At 66.9% G+C, this 21,682-nt stretch carries 16 protein-coding genes; 6 read left to right on the top strand and 10 right to left on the bottom strand.

What is annotated here, in order from left to right:
• Positions 1-45: 45 nt before the first annotated feature.
• Entirely contained in the window at positions 46-3,495 is a 3,450-nt protein-coding gene (locus tag EYS21_RS18985; RefSeq protein ID WP_131134806.1) for a putative Ig domain-containing protein, read from the bottom strand.
• Between the two features lie 140 nt (positions 3,496-3,635).
• Here EYS21_RS18985 and EYS21_RS18980 point away from each other — a divergent pair, with 140 nt between their 5' ends.
• Positions 3,636-5,903, top strand: a complete 2,268-nt coding sequence (locus EYS21_RS18980) for a glycoside hydrolase family 36 protein (RefSeq protein ID WP_165478363.1) — start codon at positions 3,636-3,638, stop codon at positions 5,901-5,903.
• Positions 5,904-5,963: 60 nt separating this feature from the next.
• Here EYS21_RS18980 and EYS21_RS18975 read toward each other — a convergent pair whose 3' ends face one another.
• The 7 genes from EYS21_RS18975 to EYS21_RS18945 all read right to left on the bottom strand — a co-directional run bounded on the left by EYS21_RS18975 (position 5,964) and on the right by EYS21_RS18945 (position 14,253).
• On the bottom strand, positions 5,964-6,992 hold the full coding sequence (locus tag EYS21_RS18975) for a LacI family DNA-binding transcriptional regulator (protein WP_131134804.1): 1,029 nt from the start codon (positions 6,990-6,992) through the stop codon (positions 5,964-5,966).
• 88 nt (positions 6,993-7,080) lie between these two features.
• Complete coding sequence (locus EYS21_RS18970; protein WP_131134803.1) at positions 7,081-8,772, bottom strand: family 43 glycosylhydrolase; 1,692 nt, start codon at positions 8,770-8,772, stop codon at positions 7,081-7,083.
• On the bottom strand, positions 8,769-9,794 hold the full coding sequence (locus tag EYS21_RS18965) for a hydroxyacid dehydrogenase (protein WP_242633505.1): 1,026 nt from the start codon (positions 9,792-9,794) through the stop codon (positions 8,769-8,771). The genes EYS21_RS18970 and EYS21_RS18965 overlap by 4 nt, the downstream gene beginning before the upstream one ends.
• Before the next feature lie 2 nt (positions 9,795-9,796).
• Complete coding sequence (locus EYS21_RS18960) at positions 9,797-10,834, bottom strand: carbohydrate ABC transporter permease (RefSeq protein WP_131134802.1); 1,038 nt, start codon at positions 10,832-10,834, stop codon at positions 9,797-9,799.
• A 3-nt stretch (positions 10,835-10,837) separates the two neighbouring features.
• Positions 10,838-11,788: a sugar ABC transporter permease gene (locus EYS21_RS18955; RefSeq protein ID WP_131134801.1), complete on the bottom strand. Its 951-nt coding sequence runs from the start codon at positions 11,786-11,788 to the stop codon at positions 10,838-10,840.
• Between the two features lie 80 nt (positions 11,789-11,868).
• Positions 11,869-13,197, bottom strand: a complete 1,329-nt coding sequence (locus EYS21_RS18950; RefSeq protein WP_165478362.1) for an extracellular solute-binding protein — start codon at positions 13,195-13,197, stop codon at positions 11,869-11,871.
• 192 nt (positions 13,198-13,389) lie between these two features.
• Positions 13,390-14,253: a LysR family transcriptional regulator gene (locus tag EYS21_RS18945; protein WP_131134799.1), complete on the bottom strand. Its 864-nt coding sequence runs from the start codon at positions 14,251-14,253 to the stop codon at positions 13,390-13,392.
• A gap of 85 nt (positions 14,254-14,338) precedes the next feature.
• Between EYS21_RS18945 and EYS21_RS18940 the strand changes: the two genes are divergently transcribed.
• The 5 genes from EYS21_RS18940 (at position 14,339) to EYS21_RS18920 (ending at position 20,177) form a co-directional block, all read left to right on the top strand.
• Positions 14,339-15,199, top strand: a complete 861-nt coding sequence (locus tag EYS21_RS18940) for an EamA family transporter (protein ID WP_207307824.1) — start codon at positions 14,339-14,341, stop codon at positions 15,197-15,199.
• Between the two features lie 118 nt (positions 15,200-15,317).
• Entirely contained in the window at positions 15,318-16,202 is an 885-nt protein-coding gene (locus EYS21_RS18935) for an alpha/beta hydrolase (protein WP_131134798.1), read from the top strand.
• A gap of 57 nt (positions 16,203-16,259) precedes the next feature.
• Complete coding sequence (locus EYS21_RS18930) at positions 16,260-17,156, top strand: fumarylacetoacetate hydrolase family protein (RefSeq protein WP_131134797.1); 897 nt, start codon at positions 16,260-16,262, stop codon at positions 17,154-17,156.
• Positions 17,156-18,961, top strand: coding sequence for an FAD-dependent monooxygenase (locus tag EYS21_RS18925; protein ID WP_131134796.1), 1,806 nt, complete (start codon positions 17,156-17,158; stop codon positions 18,959-18,961). Before EYS21_RS18930 ends, EYS21_RS18925 begins: the two co-directional genes overlap by 1 nt.
• Positions 18,939-20,177, top strand: a complete 1,239-nt coding sequence (locus EYS21_RS18920; protein ID WP_131134795.1) for a DUF3500 domain-containing protein — start codon at positions 18,939-18,941, stop codon at positions 20,175-20,177. The genes EYS21_RS18925 and EYS21_RS18920 overlap by 23 nt, the downstream gene beginning before the upstream one ends.
• An 86-nt stretch (positions 20,178-20,263) precedes the next feature.
• On the opposite strand, the gene EYS21_RS18915 is transcribed toward EYS21_RS18920, so the two are convergent.
• Together EYS21_RS18915 and EYS21_RS18910 are read right to left on the bottom strand one after the other, a co-directional pair.
• Positions 20,264-20,464: an AsnC family protein gene (locus EYS21_RS18915; RefSeq protein WP_223860277.1), complete on the bottom strand. Its 201-nt coding sequence runs from the start codon at positions 20,462-20,464 to the stop codon at positions 20,264-20,266.
• A 98-nt stretch (positions 20,465-20,562) separates the two neighbouring features.
• Positions 20,563-21,633 carry a quercetin 2,3-dioxygenase gene (locus EYS21_RS18910; RefSeq protein WP_131134794.1) on the bottom strand — a complete coding sequence of 357 codons (1,071 nt, stop codon included), beginning with the start codon at positions 21,631-21,633 and terminating at the stop codon, positions 20,563-20,565.
• Positions 21,634-21,682: the final 49 nt, after the last annotated feature.

Genomic DNA, 21,682 nt, shown 5'->3' with positions numbered 1-21,682 from the left:
AACCCCGCCGCCCCTGGCTTTGCGCTGTGGCGGGAAGGCAGGTGGCTAGCCGTCGCGGCGGAGCAGTTCCACTTCGGCCAGGTTGAGGCGGCCGCCGTGGTCGTCGGTTACCTTGATCTGGGCGAAGTCCGCCCGCTGGGGGAGGGTGATGGTGTACCACGCCTCCGCCGTGACACCCGTGACCGTCGCGAACGTCTGCCAGGTCGCGCCGCCGTCGTTGGAACCCTGCAGGTAGGTGCCGTTGGCGCGGGGCAGCTGCGAGGCTCGCGGGTAAATGCGCACCATGTCAGCCACGACCCGCGACCCGTCGGCCGGTTTGACGCTCACCCAGCCGTTCGGTGTGGTGGCGTCCGTGTACGTTGCCGTGTCCCGGTCGAACATGCGCCAGGCGTGCTGCTGCGTGGTGCCCGTGCCGGGCCAGGCGGTTGTGGAGGCATCCACCCAGTCCTGTGCCACCGGGACGCGCGTGATGGCGCTGTTCCACAGGGCCAGCCGCGAGCCGTCCGTGGTTGCGGTGACCGTTGAGCCGGGGCGTCCGGAGGCCGTCCGGTAGTCCACAGCGAACTGGACGTCCCGGCCGAACCCGACGTCGCCGGGCAGGACGGCCTGGGCACGCCAGTGCGTGCCGTCCGTAGACGTGGCGGTGGCCGTGGCGCCCTCGATGACAGCCTGGACCTCGGCCAGTGGTTCCGCCGCCACGATGTCCAGGGTGACGGTGTCGCCGTTCCGGGCCAGGGAAGGGTCCGGGTTGGACGAGGCGATGGTGACTGTGGTAACCGCCTTCGCCACTTCGGCCCGCTCACCGTGGATCCGGAACTCGCTGAAGGACGAGATTCCCGGGTAGGCGGGATCGGTGGGAACTCCTGGATGGTCCACCTGCACCTTGAAGTACCGGAAGCCTTCAGTGCGCACCTCGGCCCGGACGGGGATGGTTTCCAGTGCGAAGCCGGCCGCCGTGGTGTTGGTGGTCTCGCGTTCGGTCAGCAGGGTCCACATCCGCCCGTCACGTGAGCCGTAGACGTTGGCTCCCTCGGAGCGGTTGGCGAAGTTGTAGCGCGCCTGCAGGCCGAAAGCCCCGGCGGTGACCAGGTATCCCTCGCCGAAGTCGAACGTGAACGGAGCCCTGAGGTCGCCGGTGGTGGTGTTGAAGTCACCATCCACGAGATTCCGTGCCGCAATCGTTGCCGGGGCAGCCGTGGCCAGGCCGCGGTAGTCGAAGGAACCGTCCGAGGCCAGGCGCGGAGTCAGGAGCTGCAGGCCCTTGACCGCGTCCTGGAGCCGGGTCACCAGGTCCAGGAAACTGGAATCATCGGCGCCGTCCGCGGCCGCCCGGGCCTCATCCCGCGCCGTTGTGAAGGCGGCCAGTGATGCGGAGACGTACTTGGCGTTGGGATCAAAACCCTTTTCGGCCTCCGTGAGTGCTGCGGCGCGGTCTGCCGCGACGATGATGGTGGCGGGCCGGGTGGCGATGGAGGTTCCGTCGTCGGCAAACAGCTGGATGCTGTGTCGGCCTGCCGCGCCGGCCGCGGGTGTCCACGCGAGCTGGCCCGTTGCAGGGTCGACGGCGGCACCTGCGGGAAGTGCGCCGGTTGAGTAGCGCAGGGCTTCTCCGCCGGCGTCCGTTGCCGCGAGGCTCCGGGTGAGGGTGGCTCCGGCGACGGCAATGAGGGGCGTTGCGGTGTCTTCCGGGAAACGCGGCACGGTCAGCTGGGTTTTGGCCTCCAGGTTGACGTGGTCGAAGTCGACCATCGTTCCCTTGGCCCCTGTCACCGTGAAGTAGGCCAGGTTCTCGCCGCCGAGGCTCTTGACCTTCTCGGCGTCAACGTCGAAGGTGACGTAGCGCCAGGCGCCGTTCGTGCTGGTGAGGGGGATAGTGAGCCGCGTCGCGGGGTCCTTGCCGATGGCCAGCGTGGCCGGGCCGTTGGTCCGCAGCAATACGCCGACCGGGCTGTACCCGGTGCGGCCCACGTACATGAGCGTGCGGACGGCGATGGCGCGGCCCTTGTCCGTAGCATCCACCTGGACGTAGGAGCGTCCGCCCTCGGTCCGGACCTTCAGTTGCTTGCCGTCGGTGGCCGAGCTGCGGGTTTCCAGCTGTACTGTGGCCTCTGCCGCCGTTGGCCGGGTCTGTCCTGCCACTTCCTTGGGCAGCGAGAGCCAGTATTCAGGGGCGTAGTCCGGGTTGCTGTCCCACGAGTTGTAGGCCTTGGTGCCCCAGAAGAACTTGGGGCCGTCGGCTTTGGCATGCAGTTCGGCGAGGTATGGGGCCTCCTTTTCCACGTCTACGCCGCCCTGGTACTTGTAGGCGTAGTAGAGCTCGTCGATGGGGTTGAACGTGCGGCCGCGGTAGGCCTCGGACAGCTGTCCAGGGCCTCCCGTGGTGTCGATCCAGGGGATGTCGTAGCCCAGCATGTAGCCGGTGAAGGAGTTGGCGGCCTTAAGCAGGCGCTTGCCGAGGAAGTCGTAGGCCGTGACGGCGTTGGCCGCCGTGGAGATGGTGCCCGCGGCGGGATCCACCCGGGTGCCCTGGACCCCCAGGAACCGTGCCAGCATGCCGTGGGCGCTGATCCCGTCCCAGGCATGGGCCTGGTCGCGGCCCATTTCCTGGTGCTGGACAAAGTCCGTGCCGTAGGGGTTGAGCGGATTGTCCGCTTTGATGAGCGGGAAGAGTGCCGCCATGGAGCCGTTCTGCTCGGGCCGGGTGGTGTCCGAATTAACCGTGTACCACTCCACTGCCTCGGCATACCTGTCCCGGTTGCCAGTGAAGATGTAGCCGGCGATCGAGCCGGTCAGCGGGAAGGCGTGCTGGTTCATGTAGCGCCAGTTGGTGTGCAGGAAGGTTTCGGTCATCGGCGTGATGACATTGCTGCTCAGCTTGGCCGTGTCCTGTTCGTTCCACCCCAGGTCGTAGGCGGGATATCCCGCTGGGACGCTCGTGGCCCGGAAGATCTCCGCCGCGGCCACGAGCCGGTACAGCGGAACCCCGGAGTGGATGTGCGCATCGGGGTAGTAGGCGTACTGAGCGGGGTCCATGTTGCTCCAGGTGCGGATGACCCGCATCCCGTTCTCCCGGTACACAGGTTCACCGGTGACCACATACAGCACCGCCTGCGTGTAGGCGCCGAAGGCGTCACGGATGAGCTTGCTCTGGACGCCCTGGGAATTGAAGGCCGCGGTTCCCGGCTGGTCCGGTGCCGTGCCCGCGTTGGACGTGCGGAAGTCCCTGGCCGCAAATGGCGTCTCGGCCATGGCCGCGTAGTAGCTCTTCCATGGCTCGGTGCCGTTTTTCACCATGTCCCGGGCAGTGCGGAGGCTGGCGGCGCTGACGCCGATGCCGGGGTGGGTGAAACCGGCGGCGTCGACACTTTCGGTGATGGTCACCGGCGGCGCTTCCTCCGCGGATGCGGGGCTGGCCAGGGAATTGAAGGGCAACGCAGGGGTTTGAAGCAGTAGGGCCATCGCTATGGCAAGCCCCAGCGTTCGGGGGCGTCTCACTGCGGGTGTTTGTCTCATCCGTCCTCCTTGATCGAATGGTGGCGGCTTCCGCGTGGGAAATCGTTATCCTCATGTTGGGCCAGGATGGCGGGCCAGTCAACCCTCTCGCCAAGATTGGAGGAAAACGTTATCCTGTTGAAGTGATCATTGCTGATCGGAGCGGCAACACCGCCGCCCGCGAATTACCGGGAGCCACCATGACCCTTGCCCACCTCAGCCCGGAGCTGGATGACAAGCCGCCCACTCCGGAAGTGCCCGACGGCGGGGAGCTGCTGGTGTGGGGCAACGACCGCCTGCAGCTGCATATTCTGCACGGCGTGGACATCGCCCCGCGGCTGCTCATCGTCCACCACGCCCACACCCCGTCCAGCGACGTGGCCTCGCTACGCCGGTCATCCCTGCCGGTAGTGGAATTGTCGCTCGCGGGGGACGGCCGCCATGGCACAGCCGGCAAGCGGCACGTGGACGGCAGTGCAGCGCAGCGGCTGCGACTCACCGGCGTCCAGGAATCCGAGGCCAACGGCCTCCGCCGGCTCGAACTCCGTGCCGTGGACACCCTGAGCGGGCTCGAGGTGGCCGTCCACTACGAACTTTCCGCCGGATCCTCCGTGCTGCGGACCTGGACAGAGCTGCGGGCGGCGGGTGCCGCCGTCGGGCTTGAATATGTCTCCTCGCTGGTCCTGTCCGGGCTGGGCCACGGCCAGGACTGGGAGGAAGAGCTGGGACTGTGGCAGGCAGCCAACCCGTGGTCCGGGGAATTCCGGTGGCGGCGTTCCACCCTCGCCGAGCGGGGGCTGTACAACGTCGGAATGGTGGAGTACGGGCAGGTCGGGTCCAAGAATAGGATTACGGCCACCAGTACCGGGGCGTGGTCCACTTCCGAGCACCTGCCGATGGGGATACTTGAGGACCTGGCCACGGGCAGCATGACCGCATGGCAGGTGGAGCACAACGGTGCGTGGCACTACGAACTTGGGGACCGGTACGACGACGTCTACCTCGCTGTCTCCGGTCCCACGGCTGCAGAGCACCAATGGGCACTCACCCTTGAACCCGGGGAGACCTTTCGGACGGCGCCCGCCGCCGTCGCAGTGGTTCCGTCCGGAGGGATCGACGCCGTGGCCGCGGAACTCACCGCTTACCGGCGCCGCATCCGGCGGCCGCACCGGGACAACACCGAACTGCCCGTGATCTATAACGACTTCCTCAACTGCCTGATGTCGGACCCCACCACGGACAGGGAACGGCCACTGATCGCGGCTGCCGCGGGCCTCGGCGTCGAGGTGTTCTGTATCGATGCCGGCTGGTACGACGACGAAAACGGCGGATGGTGGGACTCCGTGGGGGAGTGGGAACCCTCCGTCAAACGCTTTCCCGACGGCGGCCTGGCGGGGCTCATCGGTGAAATCCGTGCCGCCGGCATGAAACCGGGCCTCTGGCTTGAACCCGAAGTGGTGGGGGTGCGCAGCCGCATCGCGGAGTCGCTCCCCGCCGACGCGTTCTTCACCCGCAATGGGGAACGGACCAGGGAATGGGGCCGATACCAGCTGGACCTCCGCCACCCCGCGGCGCGTGCCCACCTTGACGGGGTGGTTGACCGGCTGATGGCCGATTTCGACCTCGCCTACCTCAAGCTGGACTACAACATCGACATCGGTGCGGGGACCGAACTGGGCGGTTCGGTGGGCGCAGGCCTCCTCGAGCACAACCGCGCCTTCCTGGCGTGGGTGTCCGCCGTGATGGACCGGCACCCCGGACTGACCGTTGAAGGCTGCGCCGCCGGCGGCTCCCGCACGGACGGCGCATCGGGAGCAGTCTTCCCCATCCAGTCGCTGACCGACCAGCAGGATTTCGCCAAGACTCCGCCCATCTCGGCTGCGGCTCCGCTGGCCATCACCCCGGAACAGTCCGGTGTCTGGGCGTCGGTGGAAGGGTCCATGGGCGACGAGCAGTTGGCCTTCTCCGTCATCAGTGCGATCCTGGCCCGCGTCCACCTGGCGGGACGGATCCATACGCTCACACCGGCGCAGCTGGACCTGGTCCGTACTGGCCTTGACGTCTACAAGTCCCTGCGGTCCAAAATCTCCTCCAGTGTTCCCAGCTTCCCGCTCGGGCTACCCGCCTGGCGCGATGACTGGATCGCCCAGGGTGCCCGGCTGGACGGCACCACGCTCGCCATCGCGGTCCACCGGCGCGGGGGCGACGCCCGGCAGGACATCGCGCTGCCGGCCTGGCTGGGATCGAACCCCGCGGCAACCGTGGTGTACCCGGCGTGGGGTGCGGTTGACGTTGTGCCCGCAGCTCCCGGTGTGCCTGATGGTCCCGCTGCCGGACCTGGGCAGCAGGCAGTCCTGAGTGTGTCCCTGCCTGAAGAAAACAGTGCCAGGCTGGTCATCCTCCGGGCGTAAGGGGCTTCCGCCAAGAAGAAGGAGGCCGGTTTCGTTGGAAACCGGCCTCTTTTGCGCCTGTCAGCTGGCAGCGGCGGCAGACTCCCGGAGGACCAGCTGGGGCTTAACTGTGGATGACTCCGGCGGCAGGCCGGTCTCCACCGAGGCTGCCAGAAGGCCGAAAGCCCTGGCCCCGAGGTCCTGGAAGTCCTGCCTTACGGTGGTCAGCGCGGGCCGCCACATGGCCACGTGTGGCTGGTCGTCGAAGCCCACCACGGAGACGTCCTCAGGCACGCGCTTGCCATAATCCAGCAGGGCCCTGATGACGCCGATCGCGACGTCGTCGTTGCCGCAGAAGACGGCTGTCACGTCGTCGCGTGCCGCGAGCTCCTGGCCGGTGCGGTAGCCGCTGGACGGCTCCCATGTGGCGTGCCGGACCGCCGGAACGTCGATCCCGGCCGCGGTCAGCGCAGCGCGCCACCCCTCCGTGCGGCCGGAGTGTTTGCCCATCGTGGGCACCGCGACGTGGTGCACCGTCTTATGGCCGAGGGAAAGGAGGTAATTGGTGGCGTCCTTGCCGGCCGCGCGCTCGTCGAGCAGCGCCCCGGGAACCTTGCCGGTCCGCCGGGATCCGCCGCCTGCCACTACCAGCGGAATGGAGGCGGGGAAGGCCTTGACAGCTGCCAGCCCGGGGCGGTCGAACTCGAGGATGATCACGCCCGCCACTGGCTGGGAAAGGACGAGGTCGATGGCGGCGTTAACGGCCTCGTCCTCGTCGGATTCAACCACGGCGATGATCACGGACATGCCGGACTGGCGTGCGGCCTTCTCAATGCCTTCGATGGTCTTGGCGTAGCCGTAGTTGGACGTTGCGCCCGTGAGCACGGCCACCATGGACCGCTTGCCGGACCGTGTTGCCCGGGCGGCGCCGTTGGGGCGGTAGCCGAGTTCGGAGACTGCCTGCATCACGCGTTCGCGGAGTTCCGGCGCAACAAACTTACTGCTGGTCAGGACGCGGGAGACCGTGGGCACCGAGACTCCGGCTGCTTTGGCGACGTCGCTAAGGACCGGAGCCTTTTGCCGCGGGGTGGGGGCCGGATTCGTCGTCACCTTCACAGCGTAACGCCAAAGCACGGAAAACTGCGGCAGTTCCAGGGGGGCTGGGTAATCGTTTTCATCGGTGTCAGAGGGCAGGGGTTCAGCCCGCCTCGTAGCGGAAGCCGGTGAAGTCGGCGGTGAAAGTGCGGTCACGGAGATCCTGGGCAGCGACGCCGACAAAGGCTCCGGTGAACCGCAGGGTGCCGCCGTGGTCGTCGGAGAGGGCCAGCGCGTTCAGGACCGGTCCGATGGGCTGCAGCGGGCCGCCGGCGTACGACCAATGGAACTGCAGGGCGGCATCGTCCAAGGACCCTTCCAGTCGGAGCGGACGCCCGCTGTCCACCACGACGGTTCCGTGTGATTGCAGCCCGGTCAGCGGATCCTTTTCGAAGACCTCGAGCACCTGTTCCAGGGGTGTATCGCCCGGGGGCAGCTGGCCGCCGACTTCGCGTACCGTGGTCCTGAGATAGCAGTAGCTGGCCGTGTTGTAGTAGAAAATCAGCCCCGCGGCCTGGGTGTAGTTCGACGGTCTGGCTTCGACGGTAACGCCTGCTTTGCTGGTCCTGGCGATCAGGCGGCGGGCCACGAGCGACTGTTCGTGCAGGGAATCAGTGCTGTGCCTCCCTCGGAGCCGGAGCCATCCCGGCCTTGCCCCGAGGCTGGCCCAGCCTGCCCTTGCGGGCTGCCGCAGGGTGTTCCATGGCCAGCCCACGGTCAGCCGGTCCGCCGAGGCTGGGTCTGGCTCGGCGCTAAAGCCGCCGAGGGAGGTGCCGGCCGGGTCTTCCTCCGTGGATGTTTCCGGCGGCGCCGCCGGACCTGCCGCCGGCATAGCACCGTCTTCGCTTCCTGCTCTCTTCTTCGGTGCCTCGACCGACACCGCCGGATGCCAGCCACCCTGCTCCAGCCGCAGCCAGCCGTCGCCGGTCAGCGTGAGCCGCTGGATGCACGTCTCGCGGCCCAGGACGGAGTACTTCCGGCCGTCCATTTCGGTCCATCGGCTGGCCAGATGGGCCAGGAATAAGGTGCCGTCCCGGTCCAGGGCGATCTCCCCGTGGCCTGCTTTCTGGAGCGGATGCGACGGGTGGTCCCTCGTGGTGAGGACAGGTCCGTGCGGATCCGCCTCGTAGGGGCCCTGCATCGTGTCGGAACGCATCATGGCAATGCCGTGGTTTTGGCCGGTTCCGCCCTCGGCGAGCAAGAGATAGAAGCGGTTGTTATGGAAGTAGAGGTTGGGTCCTTCGATGAGCTCCGGCCGCCGGTGGATGATGACCGGCTCGCCAATGGTGGCCGTGCCGGCCGCGTTCAGTTCCTGGAGGTTGATGCCGGCGAACCCGCCGCGGCCCGTGGGCCTGTGGTCCCATTCCATGTTCATGAGCCAGTGCCGTCCGTCGTGGTGGAAGATCGACGGGTCAAAGCCGGTGGTGGTGACCCGCACGGGAGTGGACCACGGCCCGGAGGCGTCCGGTGACCTGGAGACGTAGGTATCCATGTCCTTATGTGGTCCGCCGAATCCCCGGACCACCGTGAAGACAAGCCAGAAATCCCCGTCTGCCCAGCTCAGCGACGGCGCCCAGATCCCGGCCGAGTCCTGGAGGCCTCTGAGGTCCACCGGTGCCGCCAGGCCACTGAATGAACCGGCATATTCCCACGTCACGAGGTCGCGCGACCTGTGGATGGGGATGGCCGGATACCACTCGAAGGAACTGTTGGCGAGGTAGAACCAGTCGCCTGCGCGAATCAGTGACGGGTCGGGGGAGAACCCCGGGAGCACCGGGTTGGTGAGAAGGGTCATGCGTGTCTCGAGGAAAGTCGGTCGGTGCCGGCTGCGAGGATCTCGGGGTGTTCGAAGGGTTGGCCAGCCACGTAGCGCTCCAGTTCCGACACCACGTGATCGCCCATTCGCCACAGCTCTGTGCCCATGGAGCCGGCGATGTGCGGTGTGAGGAGGACGTTTGGAAGGTCATAAAACGGGTGGCCGGGCGGGAGGACGTCTGGTACGGCGACGTCGAGGATGGCGTTGATCCGGCCTGAAAGGAGCTCCTTTTCCAGGGCATCCTGGTCCAGGATTTCGCCCCGGGCGGTATTTACCAGGGTGGCCCCGGACCGCATCAGGGCCAATTCTGCGGCGCCGATCATGCCAGTGGTCGCCGGGGTGACGGGCACGTGAACCGAGACCACGTCGCTGCCGGCCAGCAGGGCCTCAAGGCTGACCCGCCTGATCCCCAGCGAGCGGGCCTCGTCGGCCACCAGGTAGGGGTCGTAAACAACAACGTCAAGCTGGAACGGCCGCAGCAGCCGGGCAACATGTTTTCCGATCCTGGAGGCGCCCACGAGGCCCACGGTCTTGCGGTAGTTGCCAGCCGTCGGAAATTCCCGTTCACGGTCCACAGCGTCGCGCCGATTCCGGTACAGGCGGATAGCCTCGAAGGCCTGCTTGTTGGCGAGCAGGATCATGGCCAGCGTGTATTCCGCCACCGGAACAGCGTTCGCCGCGCCGGCGTTGGAAGCCTGGATGTTCCGCCCGGCAGGCACCGGCGGGAACCTGTCCCCAATGACACCACCGGCGTGGATGACCGCCTTGAGGTTCGGTGCGTCGCCAAGGTCAGAGGCGGTGAACGGCGGGCAGCCCCAGCCCGTGACCAGTACTTCGGCATCAGCCAGGGCCGCGCGGGCCGCCGGGGAGGAGAAGTCCTCAAAAACGGGGCCACGCAGATCGGCCACGTGGCGCAGTCGGTCGATGGCGTCTCCGGACAGCAGCTGCAGGAACAGTTCCGGGGGCGACATCACGGCCATGGCAAAGGGTCGCGGCTCCACGGTTATTTGACCGCTCCGAGGGTGACGCCGGTCTTCCAGAATCGCTGCATGGCGATCATGAAGATGGCTAACGGAATGATGGCCAGCAGCGAGCCGAGGATCAGCATGCTGGTGCCGTCGATTGTTTCGCCGGCCAGGGTCCGCTTGCCGGACCAGGCATACAGGCCCAGGGCGAGCGGCCAGTTCTCCTTGCCAGCGGTGCCCAGCATGGTCAGCGGTGTGAAGAAGCTGTTCCAATTCCCGACGAAGGCGAGCAGGAAGATGGTGGCTGCGCCGGTGGTCATGAGACGCATCACCACCTGGAAGAAGATGCGGACTTCACCGGCGCCGTCGATACGTGCCGCTTCGAGCAGTTCCGGCGGGATGGCGCCTTCGATGTAGACCTTGGCGAGATAGACACTGAAGGGGCTGATGAAGGACGGGATGAGGACGGCCCACGGGGTTCCGACCAGTCCCCAAGAGGAGAACTGCAGGTAGAGCGGGATAGTCAGCAGCGCGCTGGGCAGCAGGAAGGAAGCGACGACGGCGCCGAAGACCGCCTTTTTGCCCCAGAATTCATAGCGGGCCAGCCCGTAGCCGGCAGCAAGGGAGATCAACATCGCCACGAAGGATCCGACGCCGGCGTAGAGGACCGAGTTCAGCATCCATCGCAGGTAGTAGCCGTCGTCGTAGATGAAGATCTGCTGCAGGTTCTCCCACAGGTTGAATTCGGCGAACCACAGCGATTCGAAACCGGTGGACGCGTACAGGTCCGACTGGCCCTTGGTAGAGGCGACAATCAGCCACCAGATGGGGCCGGCCGAATAGATCACGGCAAGGCCCATGCCTGCGAGCACCAGCAGTTGCGTGGTTTTGCTTTGCCCGGCGCCGACGGGCAGCCCGCGCCGGGCCAAGGACTCCCGCCGCTTTGCCCTGCGTTTGTCCTTGGAGGAGGTCCCGGAGGTTTCTTGGGCAGGGAGGGCGACGACGGGTACGCCGGCGTCGTCCTGGGGAGCGCTGTCCGTGGGGGCTGCGCCTGCGACAGGGTTTGTGGTGCTCATGGTTCAGGCTTCCGGCTTGTTGGTGAACTTGTAATAGAGGTACGACACCGTGGCGATGACGGCCGCGAAGATCAGCGACAGGGCTGCGGCGTAGTTGTAGTTGTTGGCGTCGAAGGCCTGGTTGAAGATCATCAGGGTGGGGGTGTAGTCCTTCGTGACCACCTCGGGGACGAAGGAGCGGAAAAGCAGGGGTTCGGCGAAGATCTGGAGCAGCCCGATGATTGACAGCATGCCGGTGAGGACCAGGGCGGCACGGACAAACGGGACCTTGATGGAGAAGGCGATCCGGGCTTCGCTGGCCCCGTCCAGCCGGGCGGCCTCGAACAGCTCGGGGCTGATGGCCTGCAGGGACGCGTAGATGATCAGCATGTTGAACCCGATGCTGTCCCATGTGAGGAGGTTGCCTATGGAGGGCCACATCATGGCTTCGGACAGGAAGTTCCAGTCCAGGGAGAAGAACTTGCCGAATTCGGTGAGTGGGCCGATGTCGGGGGAGTAAAGGTAGATCCAGACCAGCGTGCCGACGATGCCGGGGATCATGTAGGGCACGAGCAGGCCGATCCGCAGCCCGGCCACCACGCGCCCCTTCAGGTAGTCCAGGCCCAGCGCCAGCAGCAGGGAAACCGCCAGCTTGATGGGCACCTGAATGCAGGCAAACACGGCGACGCGGCCCATGGATTCCCAGAACCGAAGGTCCGTGGCGGCTGCGACGAAATTGTCCAGGCCCACAAAAACCGTCTGGTTCCCGGACAGTCCCAGGCCGGAGGACTTCACGGCGTAGAGGCTCTGGACCACCGCATAGATGATCGGCAGGATAAACAGGATGACAAAACCGATGGCGAAGGGCATGGTGAAAGCTGCACCCTTGGCCGCCAGCAGCGTACGCCAGGTGATCCGTGGGGATCTGGTCCTGGGTGGTGCGGCCGGTGATTTGTGCCGGAGGGACTGGGACATGGTGAGTGTTTCCTTAAGTGCTGGTGCTAAAGGGGCTGGCAGGCGCCCGGCCAGGTGCGGGCGCCTGCCACACGCCGGGGCTACTTGGAGCCGTCGACGGCGTTGATGCCCTTCTTCTTCAGGTCATTCACCGTCCATTCCTGCATGTGCTCGAGCAGGTCGGTGACCTTTTGCTGCTTGGTGATGACCTTGGCCCAGCCATCGGCCATCTCTGTGTACATCGCCGTGTAGTTCGGGCCATAGGTCCAGTTGGTAACGATGTTCTTCGAAGCTTCCTTGGCAACCTTCACGGCCTCGGCATGGTTGGCACCGAACAGCTTTTCCGGCAGAAGCTGGGCCACAAAGGGGTCGGAGTCTGCCACCACGGGGAAGGACGACGAGCCCTTGATCGGGTCAGCGGCCAGGGTCACGGATTCCTTGTTCGTTGCCAGCCAGACGGCGGCCTCGGCGGCGGCCTTTTTGGACTTGGACTGTTCGGTCACGAAGATCCCGCCTATGGGGCTGACATTGGCCTTGCCGCCGGTGGAGAATTCCGGGATGGGAGCGGCCTTCCAATTGCCGAACGACTCCTTGAAGTTGTTCACCATGCCGTTGGTTGACCAGGTCCAGATGTGGCGGGTGGCGGTGTTGCCTTTGTCGTACATTTGCTGCACGGCCGCGTAGTCCGCGAAGGTCTGAGTGGATATGGCGCCTTCGTCGATCAGCTTTTGTGTGACGCCCGCGGCCTCCATAGTGGCGTCGTCCAGGAAGTTGATCTTCCAGGCGTCTCCGTCCACGGTGTACCAGGATGCGCCGGCCTGCCAGGCCCAGTTCACCAGGGTTGAGGGGTCTTCGCCTGCCATGTTGGTGATCTTGTGTCCCGCTCCGGCGAGGGTGGCACCCTGTTCCACGAATTCGTCCATGGTCTTAGGGGCGGACAGGTTCAGCTTGTCGTACACGGGCGCCTGGTACACAAAGAACTGCGGTGCCTGGGCTGTGGGGACAACGAAGTTCCGGCCGTCCACCTCCGATGCCTTGAACGCCGATTCCCGGAAGTCTTTTTCTGACGGGGTGATCCAACTGGTGACGTCGGTGATGACCTTCTCGGCCAGCAACGGCACCATCCAGTCCTGGCTTCCCTGCTGCAGGTCCGGGGCGTTGCCTGCCGAAGCAGCATTCCGCAGGCCGTTCAGGGCATCGGCCCCGCCTTTGACCTCGGTGTATTTGATCTGCACATTCTTGTGCGAATCGTTGAACAGCTTGACCTGGTCGGCGGTGCCCTTCTGCCAGCCCCAGTAGTTCAGGGTGACAGGGTTCTCGGCAGTACCCTCAATGCCCTGATCGGCGGTGGTGTTCGATGCGGGTGCGTTCGTGCCGCCGGCGCAGGCTGCCAGTGACGCGGCCATCGCCATTGCTGCGACGCCAGTCATTAATCGCTTCATAGCTTTCATGATGCTCTCCTCGGAGTTGGTTTTCCTTGTCGACCTCTTTGGCGCCGACTTCGCTGTCAGGAAAACGTTATCCCCATAATGCGGCATAAGTCACACGTCGTCAATATTCGGTTGCTGTATCAGCCCCGGAAGCCCGGATTCTGGCGGTTTGCGTGCAGCCAGACGAAACCCTTAAGGACGCCCCGTGCCGTAGAGCGCGGCCAGCAGGTCGATGACTCTCTGCCGCTCCCGCGGGGCGTCGGTCCCGGACCACGCCAGATAGACGGGGACCGGCGGTGCATCGCGCACGGCCCGGTACACCACGCCGCGGCGCCGGTACTGGTGTGCCGTTGACGCTGCGGTGATGCCGCGCGCCTTGCCGCTGCCGATGACCGTTAGCCAGTCGTCAACGTCGCGGATGGCAACAAACTTCGCTGGCTGGCTGTCTGCAGGCCACAGCGATTTGGTGGTGCTGCCGGTCCTGCCGTCCACCGCCAGCGCGGCTTGCGCCACCTGTGCCAGGGTCACCGACCGCCTGCCGGCGAGCGGGTCATCGGAACTCATCGCGCAATAGCGTTTTTCCTCGCCAACCGACACGAAGTCGATGCCTGCCGCTTCCGGTGCCCGCCGGAGGATGGCGAGGTCTGCCGTCCCCTCGGTGAGTCCCGCCGTCGGGGTGTTGTTCCGGACGAGCTCCAGCTCCGTGTCCGGGAATGCTGCGGCCCACCGGTGCTGGAAGTCCGTGGTGTGCTCGCCCAAGGCAGACCACGCATAGCCGATCCGGACGGTCCCCGCCTGGGAACCCGCCTCACGGACCAGCTCGTCCAGCGCTGAGAGTGCGCGGCGGACGTGGACCATGGCCCGCTCCCCGGCCTCCGTCAGGGCGACGCTTCGGGTGGTCCGGTGCACCAGCCGGACGCCCAGCGTGCGCTCCAGGGCTGCGATGTTCCGCGAGACGGCAGCCTGCGAGATGCCCAGGTCAATGGCGGCATCGGTGAACGTGCCCGCCTCCAGAAGCGCCGCGAGGCAGCGGAGCTGCCGCAACTCAAGATCCATGCGGCCAGTCTATTCATGCGCCCAGCGCATAAATAGCTCCCTCCATGCATTTAGCGGTTGCCGGACAGCGGAGCACACTGCCTACATGATGGAAGGAACTTCATCCAGTAAAGCGGCGCGCAAGGGCGGCACGGCAACACTCGTGGCCAGTGCCTTGTCCAACCAGTTGGGCGCGGCCAGCGGCTCACTGGCTTTCCCCGGGATGGGACCCGTCGGCGTGGTGGCGGTGCGGCAGTTGGTTGCCGCTGCGGTGCTGCTTCCCGTGGTCAGGCCCAGGCTGTGGACCCTGACGCGGCAGCAATGGTGGCCGGTCCTGCTGCTGGCGGTGGTCTTCGGAACCATGAACCTGTCCCTTTACTCGGCCATCCAGCGCGTGGGCCTCGGGCTGGCGGTCACGCTTGAATTCCTCGGGCCCCTCGCCGTGGCGCTGCTCAGCAGCCGGAGCAGGGCCAGCGCCGTCTGCGCGGTCCTCGCCGGGGCAGGCGTTGTGGCGATCACCCAGCCGAAGCCCTCCACCGACTACTTCGGAATCGTGCTGGGCCTCATCGCGGCGTGCAGCTGGGCGGCTTACATCCTGCTCAACCGCACCGTTGGCCGGCGGATCCCGGGAGTCCAGGGCACCGCCGCTGCCACCGGCGTTTCCGCGGTGCTGTTCCTGCCCGTGGCTGCGGTGATTTTTGTGAGCCGGCCGCCGGACGCCTTCACCGTGCTGTGCGCCGTCGGTGCCGGAGTGCTGGCCTCGGTGGTGCCCTACCTTGCCGACCTGATTGCCCTGCGCCGGGTCCCGGCTAACGTCTTTGGCGTCCTAATGAGCATCAACCCTGTCTTTGCCGCCCTGATCGGAGCCCTCGTGCTGCATGAGCACCTGGGGGCGGCGCAGTGGTGCGGGATCGGGCTGATCGTTGTGGCCAACGCCGGCGCGCTCCTGTTCCGCGGCGGACGCTAATCCGGGCAACCTTTCAATCATTGAAATCTCACGTTCCCTGTCCCGTGCCATTCCAGCAGGCTTAGGTAAAGCGCCGGATCGATCCTGATACCGGCCACGGCAATGGATGGAGTCGCTGATGACTGCAGGGGAAGTCCTGAAGGGGATTGAGTTTTCCCGGCCCGGCGGTGTGCCGTTGCTGCTGGACCTTTACCTTCCGGCTGATGCGGATGCTCTCGGCCCGGTCGCCGGCCCCGTTCCGGCCATCGTCCATTTCCATGGCGGCGGCTGGCGGATGGGGGAGCGCTCCTCGCTCGGACCTGTCACGGACGGGTTCGCCCTGGCGCCCTTTGAACGCGTCGCCGCGGCCGGCTTTGCCGTGGTTTCCGCTGACTACCGGCTGTCCTCGCAGGCAGTCTTTCCGGCCCAGCTCCAGGACGCCCAGGCCGCCGTCGCCTGGCTGCGGGCGCACGCCGCGGAGTACAACGTGGACCCCCGGCGGATCTACGCGTGGGGGGATTCCGCCGGAGGGCACCTGGCCTGCCTCGTGGGGCTCGGCGCGAATCCGGACTCCGACACTGCGGAGGCCGGCGTGCCTGCCGCCAACGCCCCGGTGGCCGCCGTCGCCGCCTGGTACCCGCCCACCGACCTGGTCCACATGGGTGAACAGGCCCTTCCCAATGCCGTCGCCACCGCCGATGATCCCGGCTCCCGCGAGGCCCTCCTGATCGGCGCACAGCCAAAGGACGCCCCGGGCAAGGCCGCGGCTGCCAGCCCCCTGACCTACGCGGGCGAGCACGCCCCGCCGTTTTTCCTGGCCCACGGGACCGCCGACCGGTTCGTCCCCGCGGCGCAGTCCACCACCCTGGCCGCGGCGCTGGAAGCCGCCGCGGCCGACGTCGAACTTCTCCTCATTGAAGGCGCCGACCACATGTGGTTGCTGCCGGACAAAAGTCCGGCCGCGGTGCAGAAGGTCCTGGACGCCACCATTGATTTCTTCCGCAGGCAAGCCCAGGCTTCCTGACTCCTGAACCCGCCGGGGCGGCATTCGCCGTGCCCGGGCAGACCTGAAAGGCTCCACATGCAGTACATCGGCATCACCCACCGCGGGGAATCCTGGGCAGCGGCCCTGGTGGATTCCCGCGTTTTCCCGCTGGCCCCCGTCGCTGGGTTCTGGGCCGACGCCGCCGGCTGGCAAGACAAGTCTGTCTCCCTGGCCTCCGGGGTCGCCGGCGCCTCCGTGTCCGGCAATTCAGCGTCCGACGCCGGCAGCTGGCTTGAGCGCGGCAGCGTCACCGAGGTGCCCCTCGTCCCCGCGTCGGCGCGGGTCATCTGCGTCGGTTTGAACTACAAGGCGCACGTTGCCGAAGGAAGCTACAAGGACCAGGAGCTTCCGCCGTACCCCACACTGTTCGGCCGCTGGACCGCATCCCTGTCCGTGGGGAACGTGCCGGTCCCGGTCCCCGCCGGCGAGGACGGCCTGGACTGGGAAGGCGAAGTCGCGGCGTACATCGGCCAGCGCGTGGAATCCGCGGACGAGGCCACTGCCGCCGAATCGGTCTTCGGGTACTCCACCTTCAACGACATCACCGCCCGCCGTGCCCAGAAGCTCACATCGCAGTGGACACTGGGCAAAAACGGCGACTTCACCGGACCCCTGGGCCCGCTGGTCAGCCGCGACGAGGTGGGCGACCTCCGGGACGGCCTCCAGGTCCGCACGCGGGTGAACGGCGTCGAAGCCCAGAACGGCAACACCCGGGACATGATCTTCTCCGTGCCGGCCATCATCGCGCTCATCAGCCAGACCCTGACCCTGCACCCGGGTGACATCATCGCCACCGGAACCCCCGAGGGCGTGGGCTATGCCCGCACGCCGCAGTGGCTGCTGCAGCCCGGCGACACCGTAGAGGTCGAGATCGACAAGCTCGGCACCCTGACCACCCCCGTCGGCGACCTCTCACTTCGTGGCCGTGCCTGATGGCCACCCTGCAACCGGCCTCCCCTGATGCGCTGCCGGAGGAGGCAGAAGTACTGATCGCAGGCGGCGGTCCCAGCGGGCTCTTCCTCGCGCTGGACCTCGCCTCGCGCGGCATCCCCAGCGTGGTGGTCGAGCCGCGGACGTCAGTGGATCCCACCCGGCCTCGGGCCAAAACCACCAACGCGCGCACCATGACGCACCTGTGGCGGCTGGGACTCGCCGACGCGCTCCGGACCGCCGCCCCGCTTCCCGTGGACTACGCCCACGACGTCACCTTCTGCACCGGCCTCACCGGCCCCTCAGCCCACGAACTCCGTACCTTCCGCAATGCGTTCCAGTTGGTCCCCGGCCGCTACGGTCCGCAGCCCGAGTGCGGCCAGCAGGTCCCGCAGCCCGTCCTCGAGGAGGTCCTCCGCGCCGCGGTTGCCGAGGCGCCGCTGGTGACCCTGCTGGCCGGCTGGCACGTCCAGGACGTTGCTGTGCACTCCGGCAGCCCGTCCACGGTTACTGCAGCGGACGACGCCGGAAACACGGGCACCATCTCCGCGCGCTTTGTCATCGGCGCCGACGGCGGTTCATCGGCCGTGCGGCGCAGCCTGGGCATCCGCCTGGAAGGCGGCTCCGCGGCCCTCTCCAACATCAGCATCATGTTCCGATCCAAGGACCTGGGCTCCGCGATCACCCTGCCGCCGGCCGTCCAGTACTGGGTGGTGGGCACGGAAGCCGCCGGGATGGTGGGCCGGATGGACCTTGCCGACACCTGGTGGGCCATCATCCAGGGCGTGGACGCCTCTGCGGCCGAGAAAGCCGCCGCGGGCGGCACAGCGGCGGACGGCGCTGTTGCCATGGTCCGCCAGCTGGTCGGCGCAGACGTGGACGTCGACGTCGTCGCCACCGACCCGTGGACGGCGCGCATGCTGCTGGCTCCCGGCTACGGCCGCGACGGCGTCTTCCTGGTGGGCGACGCCGCGCACCTGAACCCGCCCTGGGGCGGGCACGGCTTCAACACCTGCATCGGCGACGCCGCCAACCTGGCCTGGAAAATCGCCGCCAGTCTCGCCGGCTGGGGCGGCCCGGATCTCCTGGACAGCTACGGGCTGGAACGCCGCCCCGTAGCGGCCAGGACCATCCGCGAGGCCGCCTCCAACGGCAAGGCGCTCGCCTACCACTTCGCCGATCCCGCCCTGCGCAGCGACGGCGATGACGGAGTCCGCGCCCGGCAGTCCGCCCACGAGGCGCTTGCGGTGAAGCAAAGCGAGTTCGATTCGCTGGGACTGGTGCTCGGCTACGCCTATGGGGATTCCCCGCTGGTGGTGCCGGACGGTTCGCCCGTTCCCGCCGAAGACCCCATCCGCTATGTGCCGTCGGCCAGCCCGGGTGCCCTCCTCCCGCATGCGTGGCTGGATCGGTCCACATCGGTGTACAGCCTCCTCGGCAGCGGCTTCACCCTGCTGGCCGACGCCGGTGCGCTGGGCGCGGTGCCGGAGTCCCAGGCCTTTGCGCCGGTCCTCGAAGCGGGTGCCCGGAGGGGCATCCCGGTGACCGTCGCCGCCGTCGGACCTTCCGACGACGGAACGCCGATGACTGACCTGTGGGGCGCCGACGCCGTGCTGGTCCGCCCGGACCAGCACGTGGCCTGGCGCGGCAGCTCGGCCGAAGCCGCAGCAGCGGCGCTGGCCGTGGCCGCCGGCTGGGGCGCGGCGAGCCCGGCATCACCGGACGCCTCGTCACAGCCCACCCCGACGCAGCAAACCTCATCCCAGCCCAACGAAAGGAACACCCGTGTCAGCGCCGTCATTCCGTGATTTCCTGTTCGCCCCGGACCACCCCCGGGTGGCGGAAATCCGCGGCCTCCACGCCCGGGAGTACGCCGAAGCGGCTACCACGGACTCCTTTGCCGGCCCCATGATCGAAGGCTGGAAAAAGCTGTACCCGCAGCCGTTCAAGGGCATCACGAACGACGGCGGCCTCCGACCCGGTCTGTATCCGCTGGCTCCGGCGCGGACCGGCGAAGAAGCCCCAACGGCGGCGATGGCGGCGGCCGCGCGGAAGCTGCTGTCCGCCGCGACCCTGGATGAGGTGTCCAAGGTGACCTATCCCGTGGACGCCCCTGAGTGGCAGAGCTGGGCCAACCCGGAGTTTATGCAGCACGACACCGGGCTCCGACTGGACGAACTGGATCCCGCTGTCCGCGATGCCGCCCTTGCCGTGGTGGAGGCGAGCCTGAGCCCGGCCGGATTCCAGCTTGTCCGGAACCTCATGCGGATCAACGGCTTCCTGGGCGACCTGGTGGAACTGCCGCTGCTGATGAACGAATTCAGCTACAACTTTGCGCTGTTTGGCGAGCCGTCCGAGACCGCGCCGTGGGGCTGGCAGCTCTTCGGCCACCACGTGGCGCTGAACTGCCTCGTGGTCGGCACCCAGCTGGTGATCTCGCCCGTCTTCCTGGGCGCCGAACCGGACGGCATCGACGCCGGCCCGCACCGGGGCGTCAAGGTTTTCAAGGAGCGCATCGCCCTCGCCCGCCAGCTGATGGGCGCCCTGCCCGACGGCCTGCGGAAAGAAGCCACCGTGTACGGCTCCATGGTGGACCCGGCCATGCCGGACGGGCGGGTCCATCCCGGCGACGAGCGGCACCTCGGTGGCTGCTTCCAGGACAACAGGGTGATCCCCTATGAGGGAATCCTGGTGAGCTCCATGCCGCCCGAGGCCCGGGCCGTGCTGGACGACGTGGTGGAGGACTTCATCGCCTACCTGCCGGACGGTCCCCGGGCGGCCCGCCGTCGGGAAATCCAGGAGCACTATGGTGAGACCTGGTTCAGCTGGATCGGCGGCTGGGCGGAGCCGGAGGCGTTCTACTTCCGGCTGCAGAGCCCCGTGCTGGTTCTGGAGCTGGACCACCACACCGGGGTGTTCCTCAGCAACGACGAGCCCGCGCCGTTCCACATGCATACGGTGGTCCGGACCCCCAACGGCAACGACTACGGCCGCGAACTGGTCCGTCAATTCCCATCCCGTTAGAAAACAGCAACGCGGGGTCACTTCCGGCCCATCAGCAGCCCTTTTAAGGGCCGGAAGTGACCCCGCGTTGGTTTAAAACCAGGTGGCTACTGCTTCCCGTACTTCCGGTGGACCGCCTGCTTGCTCACGCCCAGGCACAGGGCGATTGCTTCCCAGGAAAGTCCTGCCTGCCGGGCCTTGCGGACCAGGGATGCCTCGGTCCTTCCCACTTCCTTCTGCAGCTCGGCCACGGCATACAGTGCCTCCGCGGGTCCCTTGCCGTCCATCGAGGCAACGAGTGTTTTCATCCGTTCCACCTCCATTTCGTCAACATTAGTTGACGCCAAACGGTCCGTCAACATATGTTGACGGACCATTTGGGGTTTCGGGCTATGGGTGTTGGGGGCTAGGAGATTTCCAGGGCCGCCCGGCGCTGCGGCGGCGGGCCCACCACGGTGAGGTCCATCTCGGCCTGGGCGCGGCCAAAGCCTTCCATGTCCATGTAGGGCGTCCCGCCTTCGGTGTACATGTAGTCCTCGGTGGGCTTGTTGAAGTACTCGAAGAAGCCGTTGAAGACCGACGGCGTCAGGAAGCCCACCATCTGCGTGTTGTGTGAATCGAACGCGAATGAGTGGACGGTGCCGGCCGGGGCGTGCACGAAGTCGCCCTTGGTCAGCAGCATTTCGCGGCCGTTGGCGTACAGCCACATCCGGCCCTCGGTGCACAGGAAGTTCTCGGTGTGCTCGGAGTGGAAGTGCAGCGGAATGTAGGGCGACTTGGCGCCCTTGGTGTGGACCGCGAAGTAGTTCGAGCCGGTGTTTGCCGGGCGGGAGAGGTACGTGAACATTGTCTGGTAGCTGGCCAGGCGCTCACCCTCGTGGGCACTGAGGAAGTAGGGGCTCTGCGTGGCGGGGAGGCCGGCGTCGTGCTTGAACGTGGGGGTGACCCGCTCCACGTCCGGGAAGGTGATGCCAAACTCGGCGCCCACCTCGGCCTGCTCCTGGAGGCTGGCGGAACGGCCTGCGCGGACCGGGGGAACATGCGAATCAATGGGCGTGCCCACGCGCTCGTAGTAGGCCTCTGCGCCGCCCGGCGTCATCCAGTTCAGGAAGCGGGTGTAGTGGCTGGCCATGCGGTAGGCGTGCGGGGTTCCCGGCGGGATGACCACCGAGTCGCCGGGGGTCAGGATGCGGCTCTCGCCCGGCAGCCAGACGTGCAGGATGCCGTCAAACACGTAGAGCGTCTTGTGCTCCACCTTGTGGCTGACGAACGGCGATTCCGCCCCCATGCCGCCGGAGATGTAGGCAGCACTGAAGATGCCCCCGGTGTCCGCGGCGCGGGCGATGACCGTCACCAGCTGGCCGTTGATTTCGTAGCGGGCACCTTCCCCTGAGGCCATGTAATACGGCACGGCCTCGCCGGGCAGCGCATTGGCCACGGGGAGCTGCTTGTTCATTTCCTCAACGCTGAGGGACATCGGTTCCTTCTTTCCTGTCAGTCTGCTGCGACCAGTCTGCTGCGCAGAA

The sequence above is a fragment of the Arthrobacter sp. S39 genome (assembly GCF_004320525.1).
In the GTDB taxonomy this organism is placed as follows: domain Bacteria; phylum Actinomycetota; class Actinomycetes; order Actinomycetales; family Micrococcaceae; genus Arthrobacter.
This window is presented reverse-complemented; position numbering and strand designations above follow the sequence as displayed.